This window comes from Psychrobacillus psychrotolerans (assembly GCF_900115805.1).
GTDB lineage: Bacteria > Bacillota > Bacilli > Bacillales_A > Planococcaceae > Psychrobacillus > Psychrobacillus psychrotolerans.
In genome coordinates, this window is sequence record NZ_FOXU01000008.1 from 37,589 (window position 1) to 63,748 (window position 26,160).

General features: G+C 35.3%; 25 protein-coding genes. 19 read left to right on the forward strand and 6 right to left on the reverse strand.

What is annotated here, in order from left to right; all coding sequences use genetic code 11:
• The first annotated feature begins 447 nt into the window (after positions 1-447).
• From BM260_RS14460 to BM260_RS14495, 8 genes are all read left to right on the forward strand, one after another.
• Positions 448-2,259, forward strand: coding sequence for a cache domain-containing sensor histidine kinase (locus BM260_RS14460; RefSeq protein ID WP_245762739.1), 1,812 nt, complete (start codon positions 448-450; stop codon positions 2,257-2,259).
• Complete coding sequence (locus BM260_RS14465) at positions 2,237-3,823, forward strand: response regulator transcription factor (protein ID WP_245762740.1); 1,587 nt, start codon at positions 2,237-2,239, stop codon at positions 3,821-3,823. The genes BM260_RS14460 and BM260_RS14465 overlap by 23 nt, the downstream gene beginning before the upstream one ends.
• A 15-nt stretch (positions 3,824-3,838) precedes the next feature.
• Positions 3,839-5,161, forward strand: a complete 1,323-nt coding sequence (locus tag BM260_RS14470; protein WP_093538061.1) for an ABC transporter substrate-binding protein — start codon at positions 3,839-3,841, stop codon at positions 5,159-5,161.
• Positions 5,162-5,391: 230 nt separating this feature from the next.
• Positions 5,392-6,321 carry an ABC transporter permease gene (locus BM260_RS14475; protein WP_245762748.1) on the forward strand — a complete coding sequence of 310 codons (930 nt, stop codon included), beginning with the start codon at positions 5,392-5,394 and terminating at the stop codon, positions 6,319-6,321.
• A gap of 15 nt (positions 6,322-6,336) precedes the next feature.
• Positions 6,337-7,224 carry a carbohydrate ABC transporter permease gene (locus BM260_RS14480; RefSeq protein WP_093538063.1) on the forward strand — a complete coding sequence of 296 codons (888 nt, stop codon included), beginning with the start codon at positions 6,337-6,339 and terminating at the stop codon, positions 7,222-7,224.
• A 19-nt stretch (positions 7,225-7,243) separates the two neighbouring features.
• Entirely contained in the window at positions 7,244-8,860 is a 1,617-nt protein-coding gene (locus BM260_RS14485) for an ABC transporter substrate-binding protein (RefSeq protein ID WP_093538064.1), read from the forward strand.
• Positions 8,861-8,960: 100 nt separating this feature from the next.
• Positions 8,961-10,433 (forward strand): glycoside hydrolase family 32 protein, encoded by a 1,473-nt coding sequence (locus BM260_RS14490; protein WP_093538065.1) that lies wholly within the window; start codon positions 8,961-8,963, stop codon positions 10,431-10,433.
• Between the two features lie 86 nt (positions 10,434-10,519).
• A complete protein-coding gene (locus BM260_RS14495; protein WP_093538066.1) occupies positions 10,520-11,476 on the forward strand; it encodes a carbohydrate kinase family protein in 957 nt (318 codons plus the stop codon).
• A 415-nt stretch (positions 11,477-11,891) separates the two neighbouring features.
• Here BM260_RS14495 and BM260_RS14500 read toward each other — a convergent pair whose 3' ends face one another.
• Positions 11,892-12,578 carry a type 1 glutamine amidotransferase domain-containing protein gene (locus BM260_RS14500; RefSeq protein ID WP_093538067.1) on the reverse strand — a complete coding sequence of 229 codons (687 nt, stop codon included), beginning with the start codon at positions 12,576-12,578 and terminating at the stop codon, positions 11,892-11,894.
• Between the two features lie 74 nt (positions 12,579-12,652).
• Between BM260_RS14500 and BM260_RS14505 the strand changes: the two genes are divergently transcribed.
• Positions 12,653-13,006 (forward strand): MerR family transcriptional regulator, encoded by a 354-nt coding sequence (locus BM260_RS14505; protein WP_093538068.1) that lies wholly within the window; start codon positions 12,653-12,655, stop codon positions 13,004-13,006.
• A gap of 592 nt (positions 13,007-13,598) precedes the next feature.
• Here BM260_RS14505 and BM260_RS14510 read toward each other — a convergent pair.
• The 4 genes from BM260_RS14510 to BM260_RS14525 all read right to left on the reverse strand — a co-directional run bounded on the left by BM260_RS14510 (position 13,599) and on the right by BM260_RS14525 (position 17,734).
• Positions 13,599-15,296 carry a M3 family oligoendopeptidase gene (locus tag BM260_RS14510; RefSeq protein ID WP_093538069.1) on the reverse strand — a complete coding sequence of 566 codons (1,698 nt, stop codon included), beginning with the start codon at positions 15,294-15,296 and terminating at the stop codon, positions 13,599-13,601.
• Between the two features lie 342 nt (positions 15,297-15,638).
• Positions 15,639-16,067, reverse strand: a complete 429-nt coding sequence (locus BM260_RS14515) for a MarR family winged helix-turn-helix transcriptional regulator (protein WP_093538070.1) — start codon at positions 16,065-16,067, stop codon at positions 15,639-15,641.
• A 227-nt stretch (positions 16,068-16,294) separates the two neighbouring features.
• Positions 16,295-16,924, reverse strand: coding sequence for a nitroreductase family protein (locus BM260_RS14520; RefSeq protein WP_093538071.1), 630 nt, complete (start codon positions 16,922-16,924; stop codon positions 16,295-16,297).
• Positions 16,925-17,482: 558 nt separating this feature from the next.
• Positions 17,483-17,734 (reverse strand): hypothetical protein, encoded by a 252-nt coding sequence (locus BM260_RS14525; protein ID WP_093538072.1) that lies wholly within the window; start codon positions 17,732-17,734, stop codon positions 17,483-17,485.
• Positions 17,735-18,102: 368 nt separating this feature from the next.
• Between BM260_RS14525 and BM260_RS14530 the strand changes: the two genes are divergently transcribed.
• From BM260_RS14530 to BM260_RS14550, 5 genes are all read left to right on the forward strand, one after another.
• Positions 18,103-18,939, forward strand: coding sequence for a hypothetical protein (locus tag BM260_RS14530; RefSeq protein ID WP_093538073.1), 837 nt, complete (start codon positions 18,103-18,105; stop codon positions 18,937-18,939).
• Between the two features lie 110 nt (positions 18,940-19,049).
• Positions 19,050-19,256 (forward strand): hypothetical protein, encoded by a 207-nt coding sequence (locus BM260_RS14535; protein ID WP_093538074.1) that lies wholly within the window; start codon positions 19,050-19,052, stop codon positions 19,254-19,256.
• 362 nt (positions 19,257-19,618) lie between these two features.
• Complete coding sequence (locus tag BM260_RS14540; protein ID WP_093538075.1) at positions 19,619-20,470, forward strand: DegV family protein; 852 nt, start codon at positions 19,619-19,621, stop codon at positions 20,468-20,470.
• Positions 20,471-20,648: 178 nt separating this feature from the next.
• Entirely contained in the window at positions 20,649-21,158 is a 510-nt protein-coding gene (locus tag BM260_RS14545; protein ID WP_093538076.1) for a YfiT family bacillithiol transferase, read from the forward strand.
• A 191-nt stretch (positions 21,159-21,349) separates the two neighbouring features.
• The gene (locus tag BM260_RS14550; protein ID WP_093538077.1) at positions 21,350-22,336 is read left to right on the forward strand and encodes a tRNA dihydrouridine synthase; all 987 of its coding nucleotides are present in this window, start codon (positions 21,350-21,352) and stop codon (positions 22,334-22,336) included.
• A gap of 52 nt (positions 22,337-22,388) precedes the next feature.
• Here the strand turns inward: BM260_RS14550 and BM260_RS14555 are convergent, their stop codons facing one another.
• Positions 22,389-22,829 (reverse strand): YtoQ family protein, encoded by a 441-nt coding sequence (locus tag BM260_RS14555; RefSeq protein WP_093538078.1) that lies wholly within the window; start codon positions 22,827-22,829, stop codon positions 22,389-22,391.
• 186 nt (positions 22,830-23,015) lie between these two features.
• On the opposite strand from BM260_RS14555, the gene BM260_RS14560 reads away from it, so the two are divergent.
• From BM260_RS14560 to BM260_RS14580, 5 genes are all read left to right on the forward strand, one after another.
• On the forward strand, positions 23,016-23,582 hold the full coding sequence (locus BM260_RS14560) for a DUF4256 domain-containing protein (protein ID WP_093538079.1): 567 nt from the start codon (positions 23,016-23,018) through the stop codon (positions 23,580-23,582).
• A 124-nt stretch (positions 23,583-23,706) separates the two neighbouring features.
• Positions 23,707-24,360 carry a M48 family metallopeptidase gene (locus BM260_RS14565; protein ID WP_093538194.1) on the forward strand — a complete coding sequence of 218 codons (654 nt, stop codon included), beginning with the start codon at positions 23,707-23,709 and terminating at the stop codon, positions 24,358-24,360.
• Between the two features lie 251 nt (positions 24,361-24,611).
• Positions 24,612-24,794, forward strand: a complete 183-nt coding sequence (locus tag BM260_RS14570; RefSeq protein ID WP_217646104.1) for a hypothetical protein — start codon at positions 24,612-24,614, stop codon at positions 24,792-24,794.
• A gap of 281 nt (positions 24,795-25,075) precedes the next feature.
• Entirely contained in the window at positions 25,076-25,504 is a 429-nt protein-coding gene (locus BM260_RS14575; RefSeq protein ID WP_093538081.1) for a GNAT family N-acetyltransferase, read from the forward strand.
• 193 nt (positions 25,505-25,697) lie between these two features.
• A complete protein-coding gene (locus tag BM260_RS14580) occupies positions 25,698-26,120 on the forward strand; it encodes an SRPBCC family protein (protein WP_093538195.1) in 423 nt (140 codons plus the stop codon).
• Positions 26,121-26,160 lie beyond the last annotated feature (40 nt).

Below are 26,160 nucleotides of genomic sequence, written 5' to 3' on the forward strand. Positions count from 1 at the left end.
GTTTTGCTTACATCTTTAAAAGAATTCATATGATTATTCGAAGATTGGCGGAGAGCGGAGTTAAATGGATTTAGATCAGGGATTCATTCCACCGAAATAAGAGAAATGAGTCAAATATTTGTGCCAGCTGGAAATGGCAAATAAGGTTCAGAGATGCTAAGGATATTGGTCTTTCAATGGCTACTTTACTAAAGAATTCCGAAAAATTATAAAACAGAGGATGAAAGAAGGGTATTATTTCAAGTAACATTACTAATATTCAAAAAGTATAATTAAGATTTTATTGAGGACAAATTAAGGTTTGTTCTCTTTTTTTGTTTATAAAAGATGTAAACTTGACTATAAAAGACTAAATATTTCTAATAGTGAGGTTTCACACCCTATAGGTTAATCCTCTTTAGTGATATAATTTATTAAAAATTAACAAAGATGTAAGGGGTTTCCCTCATGAGAGTGGGTGGCACGTTGTTTTTTTCATTACGAAATCGTTTATTACTCATTTTTACGTGTTTATTAACAATACCTTTTATTATATTATCTATAATGATTCCTAGTTTATTTACTTCCGTTATACGGGAACAAACTCAAGATCTGACTATCGAAATGATGGATCAATATTTGCTTTATGTGGAATCTATTACGACGCAGGCACAGGATATAAGCAAGCAAGTTTTAGTTAACGAAACTACTCAAGAATGGCTTAGGATAACTAAAAATAGTCCTCAAAGTGAAGAAAGGGTAAGGTTGCAAAATCAGCTTAATGAACTTCTATCCTCAGTAATGATTAATAATTCGAATGGGATTTCCATTTCTGTGCAATTAAATGATGGTACTAGTACTTGGGGATATAACGATTCTCTAGATGAAACAGATTGGTTCCAAGACTTTACTGAAAAAGAACAACAACGTTTTGTAATCTCGCATCTTGACCCTTATCAACCAAATCAAGAAATGAGTATTAGACCAGTTAATAGCTATCTTTTGCCCCTTATTGATACAAACACGTTTATACAAAGTGGGGTTATCAAGGTGAATTTTCCTACAACTTTACTAGAATCAGCTATAAAAGAAATTAGTATCGGGAAAAATGGCAACACCTATTTAATAGACAAGCATGGAGAAAATGTTTTAACTGGGGAATTAGATACACCAAATGAGATCATACAGGAAAGTTTGGACCAAATTAAAAATAATATTTATCGAAAAGGATTAATCAAGATTCCTAGTAATAGAGAAGAGTATCTTGTCTTCTATCAAAAACTACCAGTTGGAGATTGGATCCTAATAAGTGAAGTAACTAAGTCTGATTTATTTTCCAAAGTAAATCGCTTGCAAAGGAACTTATTAATAACAAGTGTCTTTGTCTTTATTTTAACAATAGTAGCATCTTTTGTACTTTCCTCTACAATTACAGGTCCTTTAGGAAAGTTAGCAAAGGCAATGAGGTTTATAGAAATAGGAGATTTTATAGGGGCAAAAAGGTTGATGCCTACGATTAAATCTCAAAACAATGAGGTTAGTTACCTAATAAAAGTAACTGAACATACAGTTGACCAATTAACAAAACTAATTGAAACTGAATATAAAGCAAATTTGAGGAGAAAGGATGCGGAGTATAAAGCTCTATTACTTCAAATCAATCCTCACTTTCTGAATAATACCCTTGAAATTATGGGGAGCTTAGCTATTCAAGGGAAAAATAAAGAAGTAATGAATGTAAGCATATATTTAGGGAAAATGTTACGTTATTCCTTAAATACAAAAAGTAAAGTTGTTGAACTAGGTGAGGAACTAAACTATATAAAAAACTATACGGACATACTCAAGTTAAGGTATGAAGAGATGATCAATATCAATATGGAGATCGATCCAGAAACGAAAACACTCCCTATTATAAAATTCATTTTACAGCCACTTGTTGAGAATGCGGTAAAATATAGCTTTAGTGAAAGAGCAGAAGCTACAATTTTTATAAAAACTGAAACACGGGATAACCAGATTAAGATTGTTATAGAAGATAAAGGTGTTGGCATGTCAGATAAAGTTTTATCTAGCCTTTTAGAAACAGATGAAGAAGTAAATGTATTGGATAGTAAAGGGAATAGTATTGGGCTAAGAAACGTCCTAGGACGGTTAAACCTTTATTATGGTCAAGACTTTACCTATGAAATTGAATCAATATTGAATGAAGGTACAAAAATTACCTTATGTATTGGGTTGGGCAGGGGTGATATACATGATAAAGGTACTAATTACTGATGATGAGATACAAATTCGTAAAGGGCTACGATTGAAAGTAGATTGGGAAAAAGAAGGGTTTGAAATTGTTGAAGAGGCTACAAACGGGAAAGAGGCTCTTGAGATACTCGAAAACATGGACATTGATCTAGTAATCACAGATATGAGAATGCCGATTATAGATGGAGTAGAGTTGGCAAAAAGATGTCATATTGAATTTCCCCATGTAAAAATCATTGTGTTATCAGGTTATTCTGATTTTGATTATGTAAGGAACTCACTGAAACAAGGGGTAAAAGACTATTTATTGAAACCAGTAGCACCTGATGAATTAGAAGAGGCATTAAGGAAAATTCGGCAAGAGATTAAGTTAGAGAAGAATAAAGAAGCAGAATTAATCAGGATAAACCAACTAGCTAACTTACATCTGCAAGAAATGCAAGAACAATATATACTCTATCTAGTAAAAGAAGAAAGACTACAACCTTATATTGTAAAAGAAAGACTTAAGCAATTAAAGTTAGAAGAGCTTTTAAATGTCAATACAAAAGCACAATTTATAACAGTTGAAATTAGAGAATATGATGATTCTATTAAGCTTGAAGAACTTTCTTTTCAAATGTTGTGTAGAGAGATTGCGAAAGAACAGGAAGGAACATATTTGTTTAATGATCCTAGCTATACGAAAATGGTTCAGTTTTTACAACTATTAGACTCAGAAACATCAACCCGTACTACTCAACTAGTAGAGAGAATCCAACAATCCATTACCAAGTATTTGAAAGTGGATACTGTAATCGGGATAGGTAATGTTGTCAGTGATCTGACAGAGTATAGGACTGGTTTTATATCAAGTTTATTTGCTTGGAGTCAAAGTCAACTTGGTACAAGATCTCAGGTTATTGATCAAACAATAACGAGAGAGGAAGTTTTTTTCTTTTCACCTGATATAGAGAAAAAGGTAACAAATGCAATCGAGTATGCTGATATGCATTCTTTTAAGGAAAACTTACATTCAATACTTGGTGGAAAAAAGAATCACTCTGTTTCTTCATTTTCATTTTCAGCAAATCATTTATTATTTCTCTTAGGATCGCAGGCGAAAAAATATGACATCGAGACAAATGACATTCAGAATTCCATATGGAATTGTCAACAGAATATCTGGAAACTAAATTCTCAGCATAAAGTAAAAGACGATCTTATCATGTTAGCGCAGTTAATTATGGAAAGAGTTCGTCATGCACGATTTTCAAATCAGACATTAATAGAGAGTGTTCGAAATTATGTAGACCTTCATTATGCTAGTGAAATATCTCTTACCACCTTATCTACCATTTTCCATATAAATAGTGCTCATTTATCAGAAACATTTAAGCACCATGTTGGCAAAAACTTTAGTGATTATCTTGTTAAATTGAGGATGGAAAAAGCAACTGAATTACTTAAAGATAATCAACTTAAAATCATCGATGTTGCAAACTTAGTAGGTTTTTCTAGCTCTGGATATTTTAGCACAGTATTTAAGAAGCACTTTGGACAAACTCCTGTTGAATTTCGGAATTCTATAACTGGTAGTGGTTAAAAGGGGTGAAGTAGTTTGAAAAAGTGGTGGCCAGTTAGTATTATCCTTATTTTATTGGGTTTAGCATGTACTATTATTTATCTTTCAACAATTAACCGTATCGACAAAGATGGTAAGGATATAGTAACTGAACAAATTGAATTGACTTTCATAAGGAATCTAGGAAATGAAGCGTTCAATCAAGCTTATGAAGAGATTATTGCTGCCTTTGAAGCGAAGCATCCCCATATAAAGATTAATATGCAATCCATGTATTGGGGACATGAATATGAACTAAGATTGCGTACAGAATTGGTGGCAGGTAACCATCCTGATATTATGGCAATTGATAGCCCTAACTTAGCTCTTTATGCAAATGCAGGGTTTCTCTTATCAATTGATTCGTATATGAAAGAGGAGGGTTATATAGAAGATATACCCAAGGGATTATTAAATGGGTTAACTTATAATGATGAAATCTATCTCATGCCTATTGTAGAACCAAGTATTGCTTTGTTTTACAATATGAATCTCTTTAGAGAGAATGGAATCCCGTTCCCTTCAAATGATCCAGACAATCCCTTGTCATGGGATGAGGTTTTAGAAAAAGCCCGAAAAATCAATAATCCGGAAAAAGGTGTAGTAGGAATTGACCCCTCCCAGGGATTTGGGGGTGGGGAAGGACCTGCATATTTTAAACTGCCGATCCTCTGGCAGTTTGGGGCTGAAGTATTAAGCCCTGACGCAACTACAGCTGAAGGGTTTTTAAATTCGAAAGAAGCATTACAAGCATTACAATTTTATCAAGATTTATATCAAAAACATCATGTAGCAGCAGTTGACTTGCCCCCTTATGCTTTTGAAACGGATAAACTCGCTATGACTGTATTGGGCTCTTGGCACGTAGAAGAATTAAAAAAGTATCCTGGATTTATACTTGGTGAAGACTTTGGTATTGCCCCTTTGCCTAAGGCTAAATTCCAAGTTGCACCTAATGGAGGTTGGGCACTCGGAATTCCTTCAAAAACCAGTTATCCAGATGAAGCGTGGGAATTTGTTAAATTTGCCACAGGTAAAGAGGGTTCTAGAATATTCGTTGAAATTACAGGTGATTTACCTGCAAGACTTTCAGTAGCTCAGGAATTTCCAAAGCTTAATGAATATCCTCAAAATATTTTTATCAAACAAGGACAAGACCACTCAAAAAATAGGTCGGTTACCCCAGCTTATCCTGTGATAAGTGAGGCTATTAAAGTTTTATTTGAAGATGTAGGGAAAAACGGGAAGGATGTCAAGGTCGCTGCCAATGAAGCGGTCGAGAAAATAAATAATAGTTTAAAGGAATTGAATACTCCATAAAAAGGAAATCCCCTAGTTAAGAAGCTAGGGGATTTCCTTTTTATATTAATGTAAGCGATAACAAGTACCGAAAATATTAAACCTCTTAAACCAAAAATATTAAAATCTTTTCTAAAATTATTTTGTTATATTTAGAGCGTTATGAAAGGGTTTTCATTTTTAGTGTCGCTTTAGATAAATGTGGATAGGAGGTAAAGACATTGCCAGAGTTAGCAGAAACAAAACAGCCCATTCAAGTTAGCAAACCAAAGAAAATCAGTAGTAATTTAGAATATATTAAAAGGAACTATATTCTTTACTTGCTTATCGCTCCTGCTATTATCCTTACAATCATATTTAAATATATACCAATATACGGGGCATTAATTGCATTTAAGGATTATAGTCCGATCAGGGGGATTATGGGAAGTGAATGGGTAGGATTTAAACACTTTACAGATTTTTTGACCTCACCCAACTTTCTTCAAATTTTAGTAAGTACGATTAAATTAAGTTCTTTCGAGCTTCTAATCGGATTTCCGATACCAATCATTTTGGCTCTTATGCTAAATCAGCTAAGAAAATCAGGTGTTAAAAAAAATATCCAATTAGTCTTATATGCACCACATTTTATATCAGTAGTGGTCATTTCTGGTATGGTATTCCTTTTTCTTTCACCTGTCGGACCTATTAATGCGATATTAGGTATTTTCACAGACAAGCCAATCTCATTTATGTCTGACCCAGACTATTTTAGATCGATTTACATTTGGTCTGGTGTGTGGCAGGGGGCTGGTTGGGCTTCAATCATTTATGTTGCAGCATTAGCGAATGTAGATCCACAATTGCACGAAGCAGCAACATTAGATGGGGCATCCTTACTCCAACGAATTTGGCATATTGATCTACCTACATTAAAGCCTGTAATGGCTGTGCTATTTATTTTGGCTGCTGGTGGAATCATGGGTATAGGATTTGAAAAAGCATATCTGTTACAAACATCAATGAATATACCATCATCGGAAATTATAGCAACCTATGTATATAAACAAGGTTTGCTTGCAGGAGATTATTCATTTGCTACTGCAGTGGGATTATTTAATGCTGTTGTAAATGTTATTTTACTTGTGTTTGTCAATCAAGTAGTAAAAAAACTAAATGAAGGCGAAGGACTTATTTAAGGAAGGAGGAGAATAATGAGTAACAAAATAAAACACTCAAAAGGTGATCGGGTCATTCTCGGCATAAATAATATCTTGTTGGGAATTATTGTACTTCTAATCCTAGGACCATTATTGTATGTTTTTCTATCTTCCTTCTTGGAACCCAATGCCTTAATTAGAAAGGGACTTTCATTAGCTCGATCAGATTGGTCATTTGAAGGTTATACACGAATATTAACGGATGGAACAATTATGAGAGGTTTTCTCAATTCAATCCTTTATTCTGCTGGATTTACCATAATTACTGTTACGGTAACAATCCTTGCAGGCTATACGTTATCTGTAGATGGCCTTGTTGGAAGAAAAGTATTTATGTTCTTTTTCTTATTTACCATGTTTTTCGGTGGAGGTTTAATCCCAACTTATTTTGTTGTCCGTGATTTAGGGATGCTTAATACAATCTGGTCGATAATCATACCTGGTGCTGTCAATGTATGGTTCATTATCCTAGCAAGGACTTATTTTAAAGGTATCCCAAATGAATTAAAGGAAGCAGCAAGGATAGATGGAGCATCAGATTTCAGAATATTTATAAGTGTTGTTTTGCCTTTATGTAAGCCTATTATTTTTGTACTAGCCCTTTATGCTTTTATTGGACAGTGGAATGCGTATTTCGATGCTATGATTTACCTCGATGATCGAAATCTATATCCACTGCAACTCGTTCTTCGTTCCATCCTTATACAAAACGAGGTCCAGCCAGGAATGATTGCAGACATACAAGCTAGAAACGAGATTATGAGAGTATCAGAAATGATTAGATATTCATCCATTGTAATTGCAAGTTTACCATTGTTGATAATGTATCCATTTTTCCAAAAGTATTTTGAAAAAGGAGTTATGGTTGGCTCTTTAAAATAATAAAGTGAGGGGTTCATTTATGAAAAAACTACTAAAAACAGCATCGGTTACACTTCTATCTGGGGCGTTACTTTTGACAGGGTGTAGTAATAACGCTAAAGAATCATTTTCATCAAAAGATTACGAGTTATCAGATGTTACGTTTCCATTAGAGGAAGAAGTAACGTTGAAAATTATGACATCGAGTTCACCATTAGCACCAGCGGATCCAAACGAAAAGTTGATTTATCAACGCTTAGAGGAAAAGACTGGTGTTCATATTGATTGGAGAAATTATACGACAGATGTATTTGGCGAGAAAAGAAATCTAGCTATTGCAAGTGGAGAGCTTCCAGATGCAATTTTTAACTCAGCTTTTAGTGATTATGACCTTTTGAAACACGCAAAAGATGGTGTGATTGTCCCTGTTGAAGACATGATTCAATTCATGCCAAATTTACAAATGGTTCTAGATAAGGCACCACAGTATAAATCAATGATGACAGCTCCAGATGGTCATATTTATGCATTTCCTTGGATTGAGGAATTAGGTGAAGGGAAAGAAAGTATTCACTCGCTCGATGCGTTTCCATGGATCAATGTTGAATGGTTGGAAAAGTTAGGGTTAGAGGTTCCAACTACTACAGAAGAATTAAAACAAGTATTAATTGCATTTAAAACTCAAGATCCAAATAGTAATGGAGAAGCTGACGAGATTCCAATGTCTTTCATAATTAATGATGGCGGACAAAATCCCCATTCATTATTTGGTGCTTTTGGTATAGGAGATAACTGGGATTTCACTGTTGTTAGTAATGAGGGAGAAGTACAACTTACAGCAGCTGATGAGGGTTATAAGAAAGCGATTAGTTGGTTAAATGAATTATATAATGAAGGATTAATTGATATTGAGGCATTTGAACATGATTGGAATACGTATCTTTCAAAAGGTAGAGAAAATCGTTACGGTCTATACTTTACATGGGATAAAGGGAATATCACAGGCATGGGCGATGACTACCAATTATTAGCCCCATTAAAGGGACCAGAGGGATATCAGAATGTGGCAAGAACAAACGGAATGGGCTTTGATCGATCTAGACTAGTAGTTACATCTTCTAATAAAAATCTTGAATTAACAGCTAAGTGGATTGATCAACTTTATGATCCAGCACAATCTGTACAAAATAACTGGGGTACATTTGGAGATAAAACTCAACAAAATATATTTGAATGGGATGAAAGTGCAGAAATGTTAAAACACCTTCCGTTAGAAGGTACTGCGCCTGTTGAGTTGAGAGAAAAAACATCCGTTGGAGGACCGTTGGCAATCTTGGATAGCTACTATGGAAATGTGGCGACAATGCCAGACGATGCAGCATGGAGATTACAGTTAATGAAAGATGTAATGGTACCCCACATGCCAAACGAAAATATATATCCTAGAGTATTCTTTTCTATAGACGAACTTGATAAATTGTCTACAATTGAAACTGATTTATTTGATTATATTAAAAGAAAACGTGCTGAATGGATAGCAAATGGCGGCGTGGAAAATGAGTGGTCTGATTATCTAGCTGAACTAGATAGACTAGGATTCCAGGAATGGTTAGAAATTAAGCAATCTGGTTATGAAAGATACAAAGAAAATGAATGAGTAAATAAAATATGCGGCTGTATATTGCTTTGGCATAGGTACAGCCCTTTTTTTATACTAGATTAAAGTTCACTATTTTCCTAGAACAGGAGCGAAAAACATGACACAAACATATAAAGAAAAGTATCGTCCACAATTTCACTTTTCACCGCAAGAGAAGTGGATGAATGACCCGAACGGAATGGTCTTTTTTAATGATGAATACCATTTGTTTTATCAATACCATCCATTTAGTACAACATGGGGACCCATGCACTGGGGCCATGCTGTGAGTAAGGATATGATCCATTGGGAGCAGCTTCCGATTGCGTTATATCCTGATGAACACGGGGCTGTTTTTTCAGGTAGCGCGGTAGTGGACTGGAAGAACACAACAGGATTTTTTGAAGAAAATCAACCAGGTTTAGTTGCCATTTATACAAGTGCTGGGACATATCCTGATTCTGATCGAACGTGCCAGCGACAAAGCTTAGCTTATAGCAAGGACAGTGGGAGAACCTGGGTGAAGTATGAAGGTAATCCGGTGCTTTCGGATATTGCTATCACTGATTTTCGTGATCCTAAGGTATTTTGGCATGAAGAGACAAGAAAATGGGTAATGGTTCTAGCAACAGGACAAACTATAACAATTTATACATCTTCTAATTTAAAAGAATGGGAGTTTGCAAGTGAATTTGGTCATAAATCGGGTTCACATGATGGAGTTTGGGAATGCCCAGATTTATTTAAATTACCTGTAGATGGTGAACAGGGTAATGAAAAGTGGGTAATGATTGTTAGTATTGGAGATAACGGTGAAACGAAGGAAGGATCAAGGACTCAATACTTTATTGGTGAGTTTGATGGGATAACCTTTGTAAATGATAATGATGAAGCGACTACATTATGGTTAGATTATGGTAGGGATAATTATGCTGGTGTAAGTTGGTCTGATATCCAAGATGGAAGACGTATTTACATTGGATGGATGAGTAACTGGCGCTATGCGAATCAAGTTCCAACAAAAGAATGGAGAAGTGCTATGACACTTCCAAGAGAGCTAACATTAGCAACTATTAGGGACGGTATACGTGTGATCCAAAAACCTGTAAAGGAAGTAAATTCTATAAAGCTAGAAAACTTTGTCCTTCAAGAAATGACAATTGAATCAGGAAAGGCATTATCTTTTCCTGTAAATAAGCAATTGATAGAGATAAATATTGAACTTGAAAAGGAAAGTTCAAATCAATTTGGTTTAGTAATTCGTCATTCGGAGACTGAAAATACAAAAGTTAGCATTGATGTTTTAAATGATTTACTTCTAGTAGACAGAACGCAATCTGGAGAATATAACTTTTCTTCATCATTCCCATCAGTGCAAGAAGCGCCGATAGTGTTGAAGAATAATCGTGTAAAACTTCAATTGTTTATGGATACATCCTCTATTGAAGTGTTTGCAAATGATGGGGAGATAGCAGTTACTAGCCTGATATTCCCTAGTGAGTTAAGTAAAGAGCTAGTCCTATTCTCGAATGACGGTATAACAAATGTAGTAGATTTAAAAATAACTGAGCTTGATACAATATGGAAGTAGTTAGTAATGCAAAATAAAGCTCTAATCATATAAAGGTTAGAGCTTTATTTAATTATTATAATTTACAAGGATGGTGTGCTAGGACTATGAACTGCCCTATCATTTGCATTGGAGAACTATTAATCGATTTTTTCTGTACGGATGTAGAAGTTGACTTAGTCGAAGGTCGGAACTTTCAAAAACAAGCGGGGGGTGCGCCAGCTAATGTTTGCGCAACAATTTCCAAGTTAGGGGGCACAGCCCTATTTAGTGGAAAAGTAGGTAACGACCCGTTTGGCCACTTTTTAAAGCAAACACTAGAAGAAGCGAAGGTTGATACGTCTATGGTGGTAATGGATAATCACCATCCTACAACTTTGGCTTTTGTATCATTAAAAGCAGATGGTGAAAGGGATTTTGTTTTCAACCGTGGCGCAGATGCATTTTTGGAACAAGAGGACCTTGATAAAGATAAGTTAAATGAAGCTACGGTTTATCATTTTGGGTCAGCAACTGCATTATTAAGTGACCCTTTTCAGTCTACTTATTTAAATGCCATGAAGACCGCTAGTAACAAAGGTAAATTTATCTCCTTTGATCCGAACTATAGGTTAGATCTTTGGAAAAATGACATTCATACATTCATTAACTTGGCAAAACAAGGAATTGCTTTAGCTGATTTTGCAAAAGTAAGTGAAGAGGAAATGGAAATTATTACGGGAAAAAGTGATTTGAGTGAAGGTACAAGGTCCATTCACCAACTAGGAGCTAAGATTGTCGCTGTAACATTAGGAAAAGAAGGGACCTATCTCTCAACAGTAGACAGAAGTGAAATTATCCCGAGCGTGAGAGTAAATTCAATTGATTCAACTGGAGCGGGTGATTCTTTTGTAGGAGCAACACTTTATCAATTAGCAAAAGAGGATCCACATAAAGTGATGGAAGACTTTGAACAACTTAAAAAGGCAGTAACCTTCAGTAATAAAGTGGCTGCACTTGTTTGTACAAAGATAGGTGCAATTTCTGCCATACCGACATTGGAGGAAGTTTTGAACTTCCGATAATTTTGGCTATATCCTTACAAGATTAAAAAATCTTATATGGAAAGGTAACTGATGTTCAAATAGTAAGGAGAGTTATTTGGTATCTAAACAGGGTGAATTTGTCCACGCTCAGCACGCACGACATTGTGAAGCGGTCGCGTGGCTTGAACTAGCTGACTAATCCTACATCAAGCGTGCTTTTCAACGTACGCTTTGTTGGGATGAGTCTTTGGTATAGCTAATTTAATATTGTTGAAAACATAAAAAGCAGACGGTTTAGAAGTGCAATAATGCACTTCTAGTTGGCCGTCTGCTTTTACTTGTTAGTTTATGAATTAAGGGAGCTAAGATTGTTGGTGTCAGCTCTGTAAGTGGTTGTTTAGAATTTTATTGAGGAAAAATAGCTGTTTTCAACCTAACCTTACATTGGAAAGCTTTACATTGATTTTAATAATTGAATTACCTCTTTGGCCACTGCACCACCTGATGCAGGATTTTGTCCAGTAACGATACGATTATCAGCTACAGCAAACACTGCCCAGTCTTCGCCTTTTACGTAATTAGCCCCTCTACGAACAAGTTCAGCCTCAGTTAAAAATGGTACGACTTTATCTAATCCAACGGCAATTTCTTCCGTATTGGCAAAGCCAGTCACTTTAGTATCTGCGATTAAATAATTATCTTCTGCATTTTTAATATTTAATAACGCAACAGCCCCGTGACAAACAGCTGATACAATGCCGCCATTTGCATGAATTTTACTCGCAATGCTTTGTAGGTTTTCATCTTCTGGGAAATCCCACATAACACCGTGACCACCTGCATAATAGATAGCATCATAATCATTTGGGTTAATAGCGTCAGCCGATAAAGTAGTACTTAGCTTGTTTAAGAAATCATCATTTGAATAATATTGCCAATCCAATTCCGTCATTTGTTCAGCTTGTAGGCTGTGTGGGTCAAGTGGCGTGTGACCACCTTTAGGGCTTACATAATCAATTTGATAGCCTTCCTTTTCCATTTCAGCTGCAAAGTGAACAGCTTCCCCTAACCATAATCCTGTTGCGCGTTCTAAATTTGGATATTTAGAAATATTTGTTACTACTACTAAAATCTTTTTCATTATACATTCTCCTTTTGATTTGATACTATCAACCTTAAAGGTTAAACCATACTTTAAGTCAAGGAGGATGCCTCGTGTATACAATTCAACAAGCTAGTCTCTTAGTTGAAATTCCAGCAAGCTCAATTCGATACTATGAAAAAATAGATTTAATTACATCAATAAAAAGAAATACACAAAATCATCGAATATTTGATGATCAAGATATTGAACTCCTAAAATTAATCAAATGTTTTCGAAATCTGGGCATGTCGATTGAGGATATACGAGAAAATATTTCAACTCTGAATTTAGAACAGGAAGAGATTAATACGCAAGCTATATTAGTTCAGCACAAGGAAAAATTAGAAGAGCAAATTGAGGTTTTAAACTCTTATATTCATGAAATCGATGGGAAAATAGTTACTAAAATAGCGGATTACCTGTAGAGCGTGCAAACAGAGAAGAGTTCGCTTAGGAACCGAGCCTAGTTCTAAAACCTTTTAATATTAAAAGGTTTTAGATGCTACATAATCAATACACCGCTCCACAAACTCCAGTTAGCTCTTTTTCAAAAGTAAAATAAAATTTACGATGGAAGCGCTAAAAATAGCTCCTTTTTAGTGAATGAAAATACGGAAATACGAAAGATCTATTTTTGTTGTACAAGTAATTATTAGATGTGTCATGCTGGATCCGACGACCAAAGAAAAAAGGTTGTTGAAAATAAATTAATAAAAATTGGCTCGACTTTATTAAATTAGGAACTGAGCCAAAATAATTAAACCCACCAGCACTCCAAACATTGTGAAGCAGTCGCTTGGTTGGAGTTAGTATAATGAAAGAAGAACGAATTTCCGTTGTATGGAATTCGTTCTTTTCTCTTGTTGTTTTAAAAAAGATAAAATAATTTTTAGAAGGTAAGTCCATGAATACAACCTTGACTATTAATCAAAGGGGATAGACATCACTATTTGTAACTTTTGTGTGGAAAAATTCCAACTGACCTCTACAATTATCTGTCCCCATACTCACACTTTATTAATGAATGTCTTGAACTACTTTTTCTAAGAATTCACCCATTTGTTTAACAGCTGGCTCTGAAAAGTCAAAATTTACCCCAGTTTCTTTATAAATAGTTGCGATGGATTGATTGTAGTTTGCACTTGCACCTTTTTTAAAGGATTCAACTGCTTTCTCTGGGTTGTTCTGATAATTCTCCAGTATTTGTAATGCACCAAGCACCGAGATGGAGTATTCAATAAGATAGAAAGGAACTTGGAAATAATGAAGGGTACCAGCCCAGCTCATCCCAATTTCTTCCTCCAGGCCAGAAGTATCAACAGGGTTTAAGCCATAAAGTTTTGAGATTTCAAAGTACTTTTCATCTCGCTCTTTGGAAGTGTGTTTAGGATTTGTATACATCCAATGCTGGAAGAGATCTCCTGCTAATGGTCCGATTAACATCGAAAATGCTCGTCTCAGCTCTTCACGCTGTGCGTTCTTAAAATCCTCCTCTTCTGGATAAAAACGGTCAAGCTTATCCAATAAGAGTAATTCCATCCCATGAGAATAAAGCTCAGCAACTTCACTTCGTCCTTTGTAGTCTTCAATGGGGCCGTGTTCGGATAACTGAAAATATCCATTCACTGCATGGCCCATTTCATGAATTAATGCGATAAGAGAGAAAAAGGAAGGACTAAAGTTCGCAAAAACAAAAGTATCCCCTGATACAGGTAAAGAAGTACAGAAACCACCTGGGACTTTACCTTTTCGGTCATCGAGGTCTAGTAACCCATTCGCTCTCATGTAATCGAAACGGTCTGCAAAAAATGGATCAGTTTTGCCTAACATTTCAGAAACGCCATCCATCAGAGTAGACACATCAGAGTATGGTGGGTTTTTCATGAATTTAGCCGTGTTATCCCAAGGGCGATACTTATCGACACCAAGCTTTGTTTTAAAAACATTTGAGAGTCGATTCCAAGCTGGAATAATATATTTTGCTACATTTTCATGAAAGTCATAACAATCCTGGATGCTATATTCACGATTTTTCTCTATAAACATATAATCACGGTAATTTTCAAATCCTGCATTTAAAGCTATTTGATGGCGCAGTTGAATAAGCTCGTCCATGATGGCATCCATATCGGGCTTAATTTGACGATGGGCTGACATCATTGTGTGATAAGCTTTTTTTCGCACGGCTCTGTCTAGATGATCTAGAAGGGATTCGATAAATGGAAAAGGCTTTTCCTCTCCCTCCCATTCAACTGTTAAGCTACCCATAATTTCATCGTACTTAGTACAAAGCTCTTGTTCCTTTACAAGTAGTGGGATATTCTCTTCTCTGAAAAGTTTAACCTTCGACTCACGAACACGTCGCATCAAGCCGTAATGGTTATCATCTAATTGAGTAAAATAAGTAGAATCACAGCATTTATCATTTAACTTTGCTACGTATTTCATTAAAAGTGGTTGAATGGCTTGCTGATCGTGAAGGTAAGTTGACTTGATGTCCGCATCTTCTGTGTTTCGGTAGAAGTCGACTTGGTGACCTGTCATCGCCTCATCGATTATAAACAGTAAATCCTTTTCGTCTTCTAACCACTTTTCTAAATCAGAAATGGATTCAATCGGAACAGCAAGTAAACTTTTAAACTGAGCTTCCACCCCTTCGACGTCTTGTAAATCAATTAATTCTTTATAATAACTAGGACTTGTATTTTGTGACATGAATGACTCTCCTTCTATCATATAATTATTTCAATAATTTTAATTATTAAAACTATTATATTATAGATTGCTAGTTATTAACCCTTTTAGAAAAAATAATTAACAAAGGATGCCTTAAGGGAAGATGAGTTTAGTTGAAGATAAAAAATAAAAATAGGCTCGATTCCCCAAAAATAGGAACCGAACTTATATAATTAATCTCACCAACACCAACGGACATTGTAAGAAATACGAATGGGATAAAAGATAAAAAAAGCGTAGTAGTACAGACCATAGCCATGGTTTCTACTACTATGCTTAATTTGTTTTAAAACAATAAATTTCCACAATAAAGAGCAAGAATTAAAGCTTCTCTACATTGTGATTTAAGCGCGTGAGAAATTGCTTGAGTTGCTGTAAATCACTATCTGAAAAATCATCGTAGAGATCATTCATAAATTGATCTTTAAACATTGTACAACCCTCTAATAATTCTCGTCCTTTATCAGAAATCGTTACAAGTACTTCACGATTGTTTTTTTCATTACGTTTGCGTTCGACATATTGCTGTTCTTCAAGCAACTTTAAGTGTCGCGTAATTGCCGATTGATCGATAGCTAAGGATTGTTGTAGTACTTTTTGTGAAACACTACCCTTTTTAATTAAAGAAGCTAAAATTTCATATCTAGTCAAACTAACTTCTGTTCTTTTTTCAAAAACTTGGGTTACGTGCCGGTCTAATCTTTTCAACATCATAATCATTTGTTTTTTATCATCCAAACAAACTTCCATACTATTCCTCCTCACATTGATTGCTTTTCGTTTTGCACGCATTAAAAATTGAGTTCGAATTCGGCATTTATTATAGAAGATTTTTAGGTGTTTCATAATGTACGCCAGATGCTCTATGTGACATTGAACAGAGGGACGCTATGTCTAAACCTATATAATAGCATTTTCGTTTGTTAGAAAGGATAACAAAATCAAATTTACATGAATTAAGAGCTGAAATGCCTTATTTAGCTAGAAAAGTGAATAATTTGTTCAAACGGTAAACGTGATGAGTTACGTGCTGGCATAGCCGCTTTACCGATAGCGATTAACACCATTGGTATCTCATTTGCAGGTAGCTCGTATTTTTGAGCGAATGCTGCTTTATCGAAGCCACCCATAATTACAGTGTCGTAACCCATATCCTTCGATAAAAGTACGATTTGCATAGTAATTAAACCAGCATCTAAATGTGCAATGTTTGTCCGTTGTGCATCCGATATACCGCTATACGTGGATTCCGAGTTGGCGATCATCATATCAGCAATATCGCGTGGCATATAGCCTAGCTCAACATTTAAATCATTAATTTGTTTAGCGTTTTTATGCATTTCGTTATCGCCTAATACAGCAATAATCGCTGATGATGTTTCGATTTGCGCCTGATTAAAACCAGCAATGCGTAATTCTTTCTTTTGTTCTTGATCATCAATAACAAGGAAGCGCCAAGGCTGTAAGTTACTTGATGATGGAGCTGATGTAGCTTGCTGTAAAATATGCTCGATTGTTTCGCGAGGAATCGTAACGCCTGACTCATACTTACGCACAGATTTACGTTCCTCCATTAATTGTTCTAAAGCTGTTTTTTGTTGTATCATATTTTCCACCCTTTTTTATTGAAATATAAATCTATGGTTATTATAGTTGATTAATCAATAGTTGACAAGTCATGTGTTCAGTTAAGATTTTTAATAGGAGAATGATTAAAAAATAGTGAAGGTATTTTGATTCGATTGTTTATGCATATGAAAGATAGCTCGAGGAGTAGGGAAACATCTCATCTTTGTTGGAATTGGTTTAATAGTGAAATTAAAAGCAGATGGTATAGAAGTGCTGGTATCGCACATCTAAACCATCTGCTTGTTATTATAGAAGGTAATCTTTTGATTTAATTTAATAATAACAGGGGGATAAAAATGATTGTTGAATTTAGGACTTATAAATTTGAGCTAGTTTAATCAATAAAAATATTGCTGTATCAAAATCCACGATTGAATGGGTTTTGGCAAAGCAGTTTGTTTGCGGTTTTTGAATTGCAGTTAATTATCTCGATTGTTTTTACACCGGGTGCAACGCTGATCTAACACATTAAATTGAGATTTTTTAACGTTTTATATTTTCGTATTTAGTCCGACCTACCTAAAATTAAGACTAATTTATTTTCTCTTATTCTTACCCATTTTCTCGTTTCCACGTTTAAAGTTACCTGTAATTTTCGCTAACAATAATTGTACTTCTAACATATTATTTTCAACTGCTTTAATTCTTGCTATAAGACGCTCAGCCTCCTTATCCTTTACAACTTTAATCTGTTTACCTTTGTAATTGATTGTTACCGTTCCATTTTTCGTTATTTGATAAGTAAATGGTTCCTCACTTAATCTGTTTCGTTTATCTATTTCGCTCACTATACCAGCTCCCTAATTATTTTGGGTTTCTTATTATATTCAAATAAATAAGCCAACAATCCAATGAAATTAAGTTTACGTTGAAATATAAAAGAGATAGAATCGAAATTTAAAATTTTCCTAACTTAGCTATAACTATATATTGCATATAAGCATTACCAATTACTAGACTAAAATCGAAAAAGATTGTTGCGTATGCAATACGATAACCAAGAATTCCTGAAAGAGCTGTGGAATACCACGTTTAATGGGGTGTCCGAATGAAAGAAAAACTAGACAAATTAGAACTTATCTAGTTAAATAAATCATGGAAAAACACAAGCTTGTTGGGATTACTGTCAAATAAGGTTTTACTTAGAGGAGAAAGCATGGAAAAAATTAAAAAATACTTCGGTGAATTTAATATGACCTGGCCAAGAGTTATTCTTTTGGCTATTATTACAGCCGTATATACTGCCCTTATCAATCAGGTGTCTTTTTTGAAAGGTACCTCATTTCAGGACATAGCTATTTATGTTGACTGTTGGTTTCTTTTTGCCATTTTCATTATTGTTAATTGCCAAAAGTGGTGGGAAGCTTCGCTTAAATGTTTCGTGTTCTTCCTTGTCAGCCAGCCTCTTATTTTTTTGATTGAGGTACCGTTTTACGAATATGGTTGGGAGATATTCCATTATTATGAATACTGGTTTAAAATCACAATTCTGACCCTGCCTGGTGCTGTGATAGCATTCCAACTCAAAAAGAAAAACTGGCTCAGTGTCCTAGTTCTATCCGTGGCAACAGGTTATCTTTCCGCCGCTAGCGTCCGTTATTTCAGAACTGCAATGGCAAATTTCCCGAATCATTTACTCAGCTCTATTTTCTGCCTTGCTCTGGCCATTTTCTTCGTTTTTATTTTGCTAGATAAGAAAAAGCACCGCATCGCAGCGCTTACTGTCATAGCTGCAGTTCTTATTACGTTTGTTAGCATCACTGGAGTAGACAAGTCCAAGGATATATTCCTTGACGATGGAAATTGGGCATACTCGATGGAGGATGAGTCTGTTGTCGTTGTCGAGATTAAAGATGGGAACCATGTCGTGCTTACGGCAAAGCATGATGGCAATACGTTCATCCGCTTTGAAAATGCTGACGGTAGTGAGCAAAACTACTATATTACTGTAAGCGGCGGCAACATTTGGATTAACCTGCTTGACGAAAACTGAACTTTTACTCCACGCTCAGCATCATGACAATGTGAAGTCGTCTCGTGGTTGGAGTTAGTATAAAAGGAACAAAGCGGTAAGAGTAATACCTAAAAAGGTAGCATTTAATAATGCAGCTAATTGGCTGGTATGAGTTCGGTTTTTTACCGGCTCATGCTCGCCAATTTTTGTTTAATCCGTTCATTGTTGTAAAAAGTCCTGATCTCACTAAATTGGAGCAAGCCTATGAAATGGTTGGAACTGTTGGGCGGATTCTAATAGTAGAGTCCGTTCTTTTTTACGTTGTTCCAATAAGGATTATAGGTGTTTTTGGTTAAAATTTATTGAACGTAATAGGCAAATTAACATGCAAGTTTCTTTAAATAAGTGGATGGTTTAGAAGGGCAGGAATGCATTTCAAATCCGTCTGCTTTTTCATTCCACCTATCTTTAATTCGTCATGAATGTTGGTGAGTAAGTATTAGAATTAATTGGAGGAAGAATTCATAACTTTATATGTCTACCTTCGCAACATTCAAGTAAATGAATAAGATTTTTCTCAAAGGTAGTATTGATATTCCATTTCTTATGTAAATTTTCTGATTATTAAACTGAATAATATCCCGGTCTAGTGTATATTAAGGATAAATAAAATAACTAATTACGCAGGAATGGTTGCGTTGGTTGAAAGGAATGTTCAATGAGTAGGATTATTTTTTCGACAGAGAGTGGCGCTGATTTACCGAAAGACCTGGTTGAGAAACATCAAATCCAAGTAGTGCCGATGCATGTCATCATGGATGGGAAGGATTACTTAGATGGTGAGTTACCGGTAGAGGATGTTTTTGATTATCATAGTCGCACGAAAAAAATACCATCTACAACAGCAACGAATATACATGAGTACCATGAATTGTTTACGAAAATTAGAAAAGATTTTCCTGATAGCATCATTATTCATATTGGATATACGTCCAAAGCATCTGCTTCCTTTCAAAGTGCATTAATCGCAGCGGAAGATTTTGAAGATCTTTTTCTAATTGATGCGCTAAATGTAACAGGTGGATTAGCTGCAATCGTGATGTATGCTGTAACTTTGCTTGAGGAAGAACCTTCCATTAGCCATGTTCACTTAATGGAAAAAATAGAATCTGTAGTTCCTAAAACAAGACTGGCTTTCCTTCCCGGCAGTTTAGATTTTCTAAGGTCTGGTGGAAGGGTAAGTAACGTTGCTTATATTGGAGGAGTACTATTAAAAATAAAGCCCTGCATCGAATTAGTAGAAGGAAAGCTTGTTTCAACTAGAAAATATCGTGGAAGTATGAGCATAGTTGCGGAAAAGCTCATGCGAGACTACTTAAACCAATACGATATTGATAGAAAGCAGCTGTATTTAATCTACTCTATTGGACTTGATGAGAGTATTAAAAGACGAATGGATGAAATCGCGAAGGAAGCAGGTTTCGAGAAAATCACATGGATGCAAGCAGGTGCAATGATTTCTACCCATGCTGGACCAGGTGGTTTTGGGATTGCAGGAGTGGAATGTTAGAAATTTTAGAGGGATTTAGTATATAAATAAAAGAGAGTAAAATCTAAGCAGGGAGATTCACTCACTTTGGCTGAGATTGTGGATAGTCCTTAGTTAACTAGTCTTTACAACATCTGAGCCGATTGATATATTAAGTGTTAATATCAAAAATAAAGATTAGGGAAAAGGGGTTTGAAAAGTGGATGTTAGATACCCAATTGGAGAATTACAAGTTCCTGAAAAAGTAACATTAGAAAATATTCAAGAATGGTTAAAGGAAATTAGAACGTATACGGTGCGACTTAGAGAAACGGTTGACACATTAAGTGATGAAGAGTTAAACAAAACGTATCGTGAAGGTGCATGGACAGTTCGTCAGCTTGTTCACCACATTGCAGATTCACAGTTGAACATGTACCAACGTTTGAAGCTAGCTTTAACTGATGAGAATCCAGTAGTACCAGGATTTAGTGAGGAGAAGTGGGCAATACAACCAGATACAATACTTCCTGTAGAAAGTTCTATCAAAATGCTAGAAGGTATAAATGAGCGTATTGTTTCTTTAGGGCAGGATTTAACTGAAGACCAATTAAAACGAGTATTTACTCATCAAACAAACGGCGAAATAACAGTGGCGAAAAAAGTTGCAAAACTGGCTTGGCACGAAGAGCATCACTTAGCTCATATAAAGATCGCATTATCCAATTAATATAATAATTAAAATAACAGACGGTTGAGAATTGCGATAATGCACTTCTCAACCGTCTGTTTGGTTTTAGATTTTTTTTTTAGTATCAAACATGGTAGAAGAAAAATTATATAAGCTAGGTTATACTATAATAATGACTTTATTATTTTAACCAACAGATAACACCATAGTGAGAGGATTTGAATTTTAGTATGATAGATAATTTTTGGCGAGATTTACCACGACCATTTTTTGTACTTGCGCCAATGGAAGATGTGACGGATGTTGTTTTTCGTCAAGTTGTAAGTCAAGCTGGTAGACCAGACGTGTTTTTCACGGAGTTTACAAACTCAGATAGCTATTGTCATCCAGAAGGGATGAAAAGTGTCCGTGGTCGCTTAATTTTCACTGAGGATGAACAGCCAATGGTGGCACATATATGGGGAGATAATCCTGAGTATTTTCGTCAAATGAGTATTGGTATGGCAGAGTTAGGATTTAAAGGTATTGATATTAATATGGGATGCCCTGTACCGAATGTGGCTACTAGAGGAAAAGGAAGCGGACTTATCCTCCGTCCAGATGTTGCAGCGGAACTTATACAAGCAGCAAAAGCAGGAGGACTGCCAGTCAGTGTGAAGACAAGACTTGGTTTTACGGAACTAGAGGAGATGCATGACTGGCTAACACATATTTTGAAACAAGACATTGCGAATCTTTCCATTCATCTACGGACAAGGAAGGAAATGAGCCAAGCAGATGCCCATTGGGAGCTTATTCCGGAAATAAAAAAAATACGCGATTCTATAGCACCAAATACGCTACTAACAATTAACGGGGACATTCCTGACCGTAAAAAAGGTTTGGAGCTTGCTGAAAAATACGGTATTGATGGAGTGATGATTGGACGAGGTATTTTTAAAAATCCATTCGCTTTTGAAAAAGAACCAAAGGACCATTCCACTACTGAATACCTGAATCTGCTAAGATTACAACTGGATTTACAAGATCAATATGCAGAAGAATTACCACGATCAATCACAGGACTGCATCGCTTCTTCAAAATATATGTCAAAGGATTCCCTGGAGCTGGGGAGTTAAGAAACCAATTGATGAATACAAAGTCAACGGATGAAGTGCGTGCTTTGCTTGATAAATTCGAGGAACGAAGTGAAGAGACGGATAAAACAGTAGAATGATTAAAAACAGTGAGTAGAATTTCATACTCACTGTTTTTTATGTGTATTTATATCAATCAAAAATATAATGGATGACATCTATCGCTTGATCAACAGTTTCTACGGTTACATTCGCCTTGTTTGAAAGCTCTTTTAGTGGGTGAGTCAATGATTCAGGTCTAATAATAATCGTCGGCTTGTTCATAGCAATAGCCGTGCTAGCGTCCATTGCAGTATTCCATTGTTTATATTTCTCCCCGAATAAAGCTATGACGATATCCGCTTTTTGCATTAAGACTTGTGTTCGAAAATTATTAATATCTGATGCAGCATCATCTTTATAAAGGTTAGATGGCTGTTTTCCTTGAATTTCTTCACCGATATTGTCTGAACGATCATGGTTTGTTTGAGGTCCGACAAATTCGAGAGGAAGATTTTTTGCGTTTGCTTTTTGTGCAACTTCTTCTCTCCAATCATCATGAATTTGACCTGCTAAATAAACAATAAGTTTCATGCTAATTCCTCCAATACTATTTGACTCTACTCATATAGTATCGAATTTAATGAAGTTTTCAAAGGGAACGCCAAAATCTCCTTGCGACAAATGAGGTGTCCTTCATTTAGCGTGAGCTTGAAATGAAGTTTAAACTGTGTGAAGATAAATTAAATAGGACTTGAGTTAAATTAGGAGGAGATATATATGACAAAACAAAATAGGCAGTTGTCACACGAGCAAAATGAGGAATTACTCGACATATTGAAGAACCGTTTTGAGAAAAATATGAACCGTCATGACGGAATTGAGTGGAATAGTGTCCAATCAAAGCTAGAAGCGAATGATGATAAACTCTGGACGCTCTATGAAATGGAGAGAACTGAAGGGGAACCTGATGTATTGGGCTATGATAACGAGAATAACGAATATATTTTCATGGACTGTGCAGCAGAAAGCCCTAAAGGTCGCAGAAGTATTTGTTATGACCGTAAGGCATTGGATTCTAGGAAAAAAAATAAACCAGAGAATTGCGCTATAGATATGGCAACAGAGATGGGCATTGAACTTTTAACAGAGGAACAATATCGGGAGTTGCAGAATCTTGGAAACTTCGATTTAAAAACGTCAAGTTGGGTGCAAACACCGGACAATATAAGAAAACTTGGAGGAGCTATCTTTTGTGATAGTCGCTATGATACTGTCTTTACGTACCATAATGGAGCAGATTCCTATTATGCCGCAAGGGGATTCCGAGGCTCTCTAAGGGTTTAGAATTATACTTATACTTTGAATTGGAGACGAAAATAAGTTACCAAAATTCTAATACAAAATTGATAAAAATAAATAATATTATTAAAAAAAGGTTGGAAATTAATGTACAAAGTTAATGGTAGTTATGAAAGTTAAAGTTGAAAATACGATAATTGAATTTAATGTTCAGTATGGAAATGGAAAGAAGCTATCTATTCATATAGATTCATCAGGTTTCATTACTGTTAAAGCTCCAAAAGACACAAGTAAAGAAGTAATTAATGGAGCAATAGAAAGTAAAGGCACATGGATACTAGAGAAACTCGAGGAGATTAGAAAAGCTCGAGAATTACCTCAGGCAAGAGAGTATCATGCTAATGGCAAGTTCTTATACATGGGAGAAGAAAGATTTCTTCATGAATTAATAGATTGTAGTGATTTAAATGAAGAAGTACTTAAAAGAAATCTGAAGAAATTCTATATGACTAGATGCAAGGCTATTACCGAGGAACGTATAAAAATATATCAAAAACAGCTGAAAGTAAAACCTAAAATTATTGAAATTGTAGAATCTAAAGTTAAATGGGGTAGCTGTAGTTCAGGTAAAAAGATTACCTTTAATTTTCGTCTTGCTATGGCTCCCATTGAAGTAATCGATTATGTAATAATTCATGAGTTATGTCATATTACACATATGAATCATGATCGATCATTTTGGCGACGTGTGGGGAGTATTATGCCAGATTATAAAGAGAAGGAAGAGTATTTAGCAAGGCACAGTCAGTCAATGTCACTTTAAAAACAACTACACTGCTCAAAAGTGTAGTTGTTTTTTTATTAAAACTTTATGTTAATAACATTCGTGACAAAGGATACGTTATAAATTTAATCTCGAATTATTAAAACTGTTCGGCTACAAAGAAAATCTAACTAAATTATATTTCACTGTGCTCATAACCTCCGTGTCCCTTAATTGGTTGCATATTTTATAGAGAGGGGGAAAGTTATATATCGTCCTCTTTGATTAATTTATAGGGGGGAGGAATGGACATGTTGTTTTTTGGAAATGAAATACGGAAAGTAAGTAAAAAAATGGGGCCGTCAGCATGGAGTACTATGCGATTACAAGACCCACGCGTAAACGGACAATTGCGGAAGGATCAGATAGCCCGGGAAAAGGAAGCAAATGAAGCAGAGAAACATAGAAATCGTTTATTGAACAGAGATGACTGATTAGGATAAAAGACGTTGCTTCACCCGGAAAGCTGGGGCTACGTCTTTTTTGTTTTAGGATAAGTATATAAAAATCACCGGGAATATTTCCGTTGCAGGTCGACGCTTTCCGCGTGGTAGATCGGTTTTTCTTATGAAGTTGAGTCTATAATATTTGTTTGTGTATATGTATAATTATAACAAATAGTATTACATAGACGGGGAGGTCATATTATTGTTACTCTACTTTTGATAAGTATCATCTATTCTAGTATGTTAATAACATTAAGGAGATGATATTTATGAAATACAAAAATACAACCAGTGATATTTCCACCGATATGTTAGAAGGTTTTTTCGTAGATTGGCCAAATCCGCCCAGTCCTAAAACTCACTTAATAATGCTAAATAAAAGCAGTAAAGTAATTGTGGCGATTGATGAAAGTACTAATCAAGTAGTTGGATTTATTACTGCGATTAGTGATGGGGTTTTATCTGCCTATATTCCATTTCTGGAGGTTTTACCAGAATACAAAAAGAGAGGTATAGGCAAGGAATTAGTAAATCGCATGCTTAAAGAACTTAATGACATTTATATGATTGATTTGTGTTGTGACGATGACTTGGTTCCTTATTATGATACGTTTGGAATGACTAAAACAAATGGTATGGTTTTAAGAAACTATAAAATGCAATCTGGCAATATAAAAAATTATGAGCAAAAAATTTAAAAATGTAGTGTAAACCATTAACACTTAACAATAAAACTTTAAAAAGATGCGAATGGTGTTATATAAGGTAATTCCTCTAATGGTAGCCTCTGCTAAGTTGTTTTAAACCAATTAAGTTTGGGGAAACTTAGAAGGAATAATGGATAGATTCAGCGAATTTAGAAAGAATGTATTAAAAAAGGGAGCTGGAAGAATGGATACTAATCGCTCATTAATAACCGTAGAAGCAATTATACATGCACCTGTGGAACAAGTATGGGAATATTGGACAGTACCTGCTCATATAACAAATTGGAATAATGCCTCGGAAGAATGGCATACGCCATACGCTGAAAATGATTTAAGAGCTGGGGGGAAATTTGTTTCTAGAATGGAAGCAAAAGATGGAAGCTTTGGCTTTGATTTTGGTGGCCTATATGATGAAGTGCGTTCTCATGAGTTCATCTCTTATACATTGGGGGATGGGAGAAAAGTTGAAATTACATTCATTCCTCAACAAAACGAAACGAAAGTGGTAGAAGTTTTTGAGCCTGAAACAACTAATCCAATTGAAATGCAACAAGAAGGTTGGCAGGCAATTTTAAACAATTTCAAAAAATATGCGGAGCAACAATAAATAAAAAGGTGCCTGTTTCTAATACAATTTTGTATTTGGA

Coding starts and splice junctions, on each gene's coding strand:
- BM260_RS14570 (WP_217646104.1), top strand. CDS start 24,612: ATGTTGTTTTTTGGAAATGAAATACGGAAAGTAAGTAAAAAAATGGGG.
- BM260_RS14495 (WP_093538066.1), top strand. CDS start 10,520: ATGAACTGCCCTATCATTTGCATTGGAGAACTATTAATCGATTTTTTC.
- BM260_RS14575 (WP_093538081.1), top strand. CDS start 25,076: ATGAAATACAAAAATACAACCAGTGATATTTCCACCGATATGTTAGAA.
- BM260_RS14555 (WP_093538078.1), bottom strand. CDS start 22,829: ATGAAACTTATTGTTTATTTAGCAGGTCAAATTCATGATGATTGGAGA.
- BM260_RS14535 (WP_093538074.1), top strand. CDS start 19,050: ATGCAGCTAATTGGCTGGTATGAGTTCGGTTTTTTACCGGCTCATGCT.
- BM260_RS14515 (WP_093538070.1), bottom strand. CDS start 16,067: ATGGAAGTTTGTTTGGATGATAAAAAACAAATGATTATGATGTTGAAA.
- BM260_RS14465 (WP_245762740.1), top strand. CDS start 2,237: ATGATAAAGGTACTAATTACTGATGATGAGATACAAATTCGTAAAGGG.
- BM260_RS14540 (WP_093538075.1), top strand. CDS start 19,619: ATGAGTAGGATTATTTTTTCGACAGAGAGTGGCGCTGATTTACCGAAA.
- BM260_RS14530 (WP_093538073.1), top strand. CDS start 18,103: ATGGAAAAAATTAAAAAATACTTCGGTGAATTTAATATGACCTGGCCA.
- BM260_RS14580 (WP_093538195.1), top strand. CDS start 25,698: ATGGATACTAATCGCTCATTAATAACCGTAGAAGCAATTATACATGCA.
- BM260_RS14500 (WP_093538067.1), bottom strand. CDS start 12,578: ATGAAAAAGATTTTAGTAGTAGTAACAAATATTTCTAAATATCCAAAT.
- BM260_RS14490 (WP_093538065.1), top strand. CDS start 8,961: ATGACACAAACATATAAAGAAAAGTATCGTCCACAATTTCACTTTTCA.
- BM260_RS14460 (WP_245762739.1), top strand. CDS start 448: ATGAGAGTGGGTGGCACGTTGTTTTTTTCATTACGAAATCGTTTATTA.
- BM260_RS14510 (WP_093538069.1), bottom strand. CDS start 15,296: ATGTCACAAAATACAAGTCCTAGTTATTATAAAGAATTAATTGATTTA.
- BM260_RS14520 (WP_093538071.1), bottom strand. CDS start 16,924: ATGATACAACAAAAAACAGCTTTAGAACAATTAATGGAGGAACGTAAA.
- BM260_RS14485 (WP_093538064.1), top strand. CDS start 7,244: ATGAAAAAACTACTAAAAACAGCATCGGTTACACTTCTATCTGGGGCG.
- BM260_RS14550 (WP_093538077.1), top strand. CDS start 21,350: ATGATAGATAATTTTTGGCGAGATTTACCACGACCATTTTTTGTACTT.
- BM260_RS14560 (WP_093538079.1), top strand. CDS start 23,016: ATGACAAAACAAAATAGGCAGTTGTCACACGAGCAAAATGAGGAATTA.
- BM260_RS14565 (WP_093538194.1), top strand. CDS start 23,707: ATGAAAGTTAAAGTTGAAAATACGATAATTGAATTTAATGTTCAGTAT.
- BM260_RS14480 (WP_093538063.1), top strand. CDS start 6,337: ATGAGTAACAAAATAAAACACTCAAAAGGTGATCGGGTCATTCTCGGC.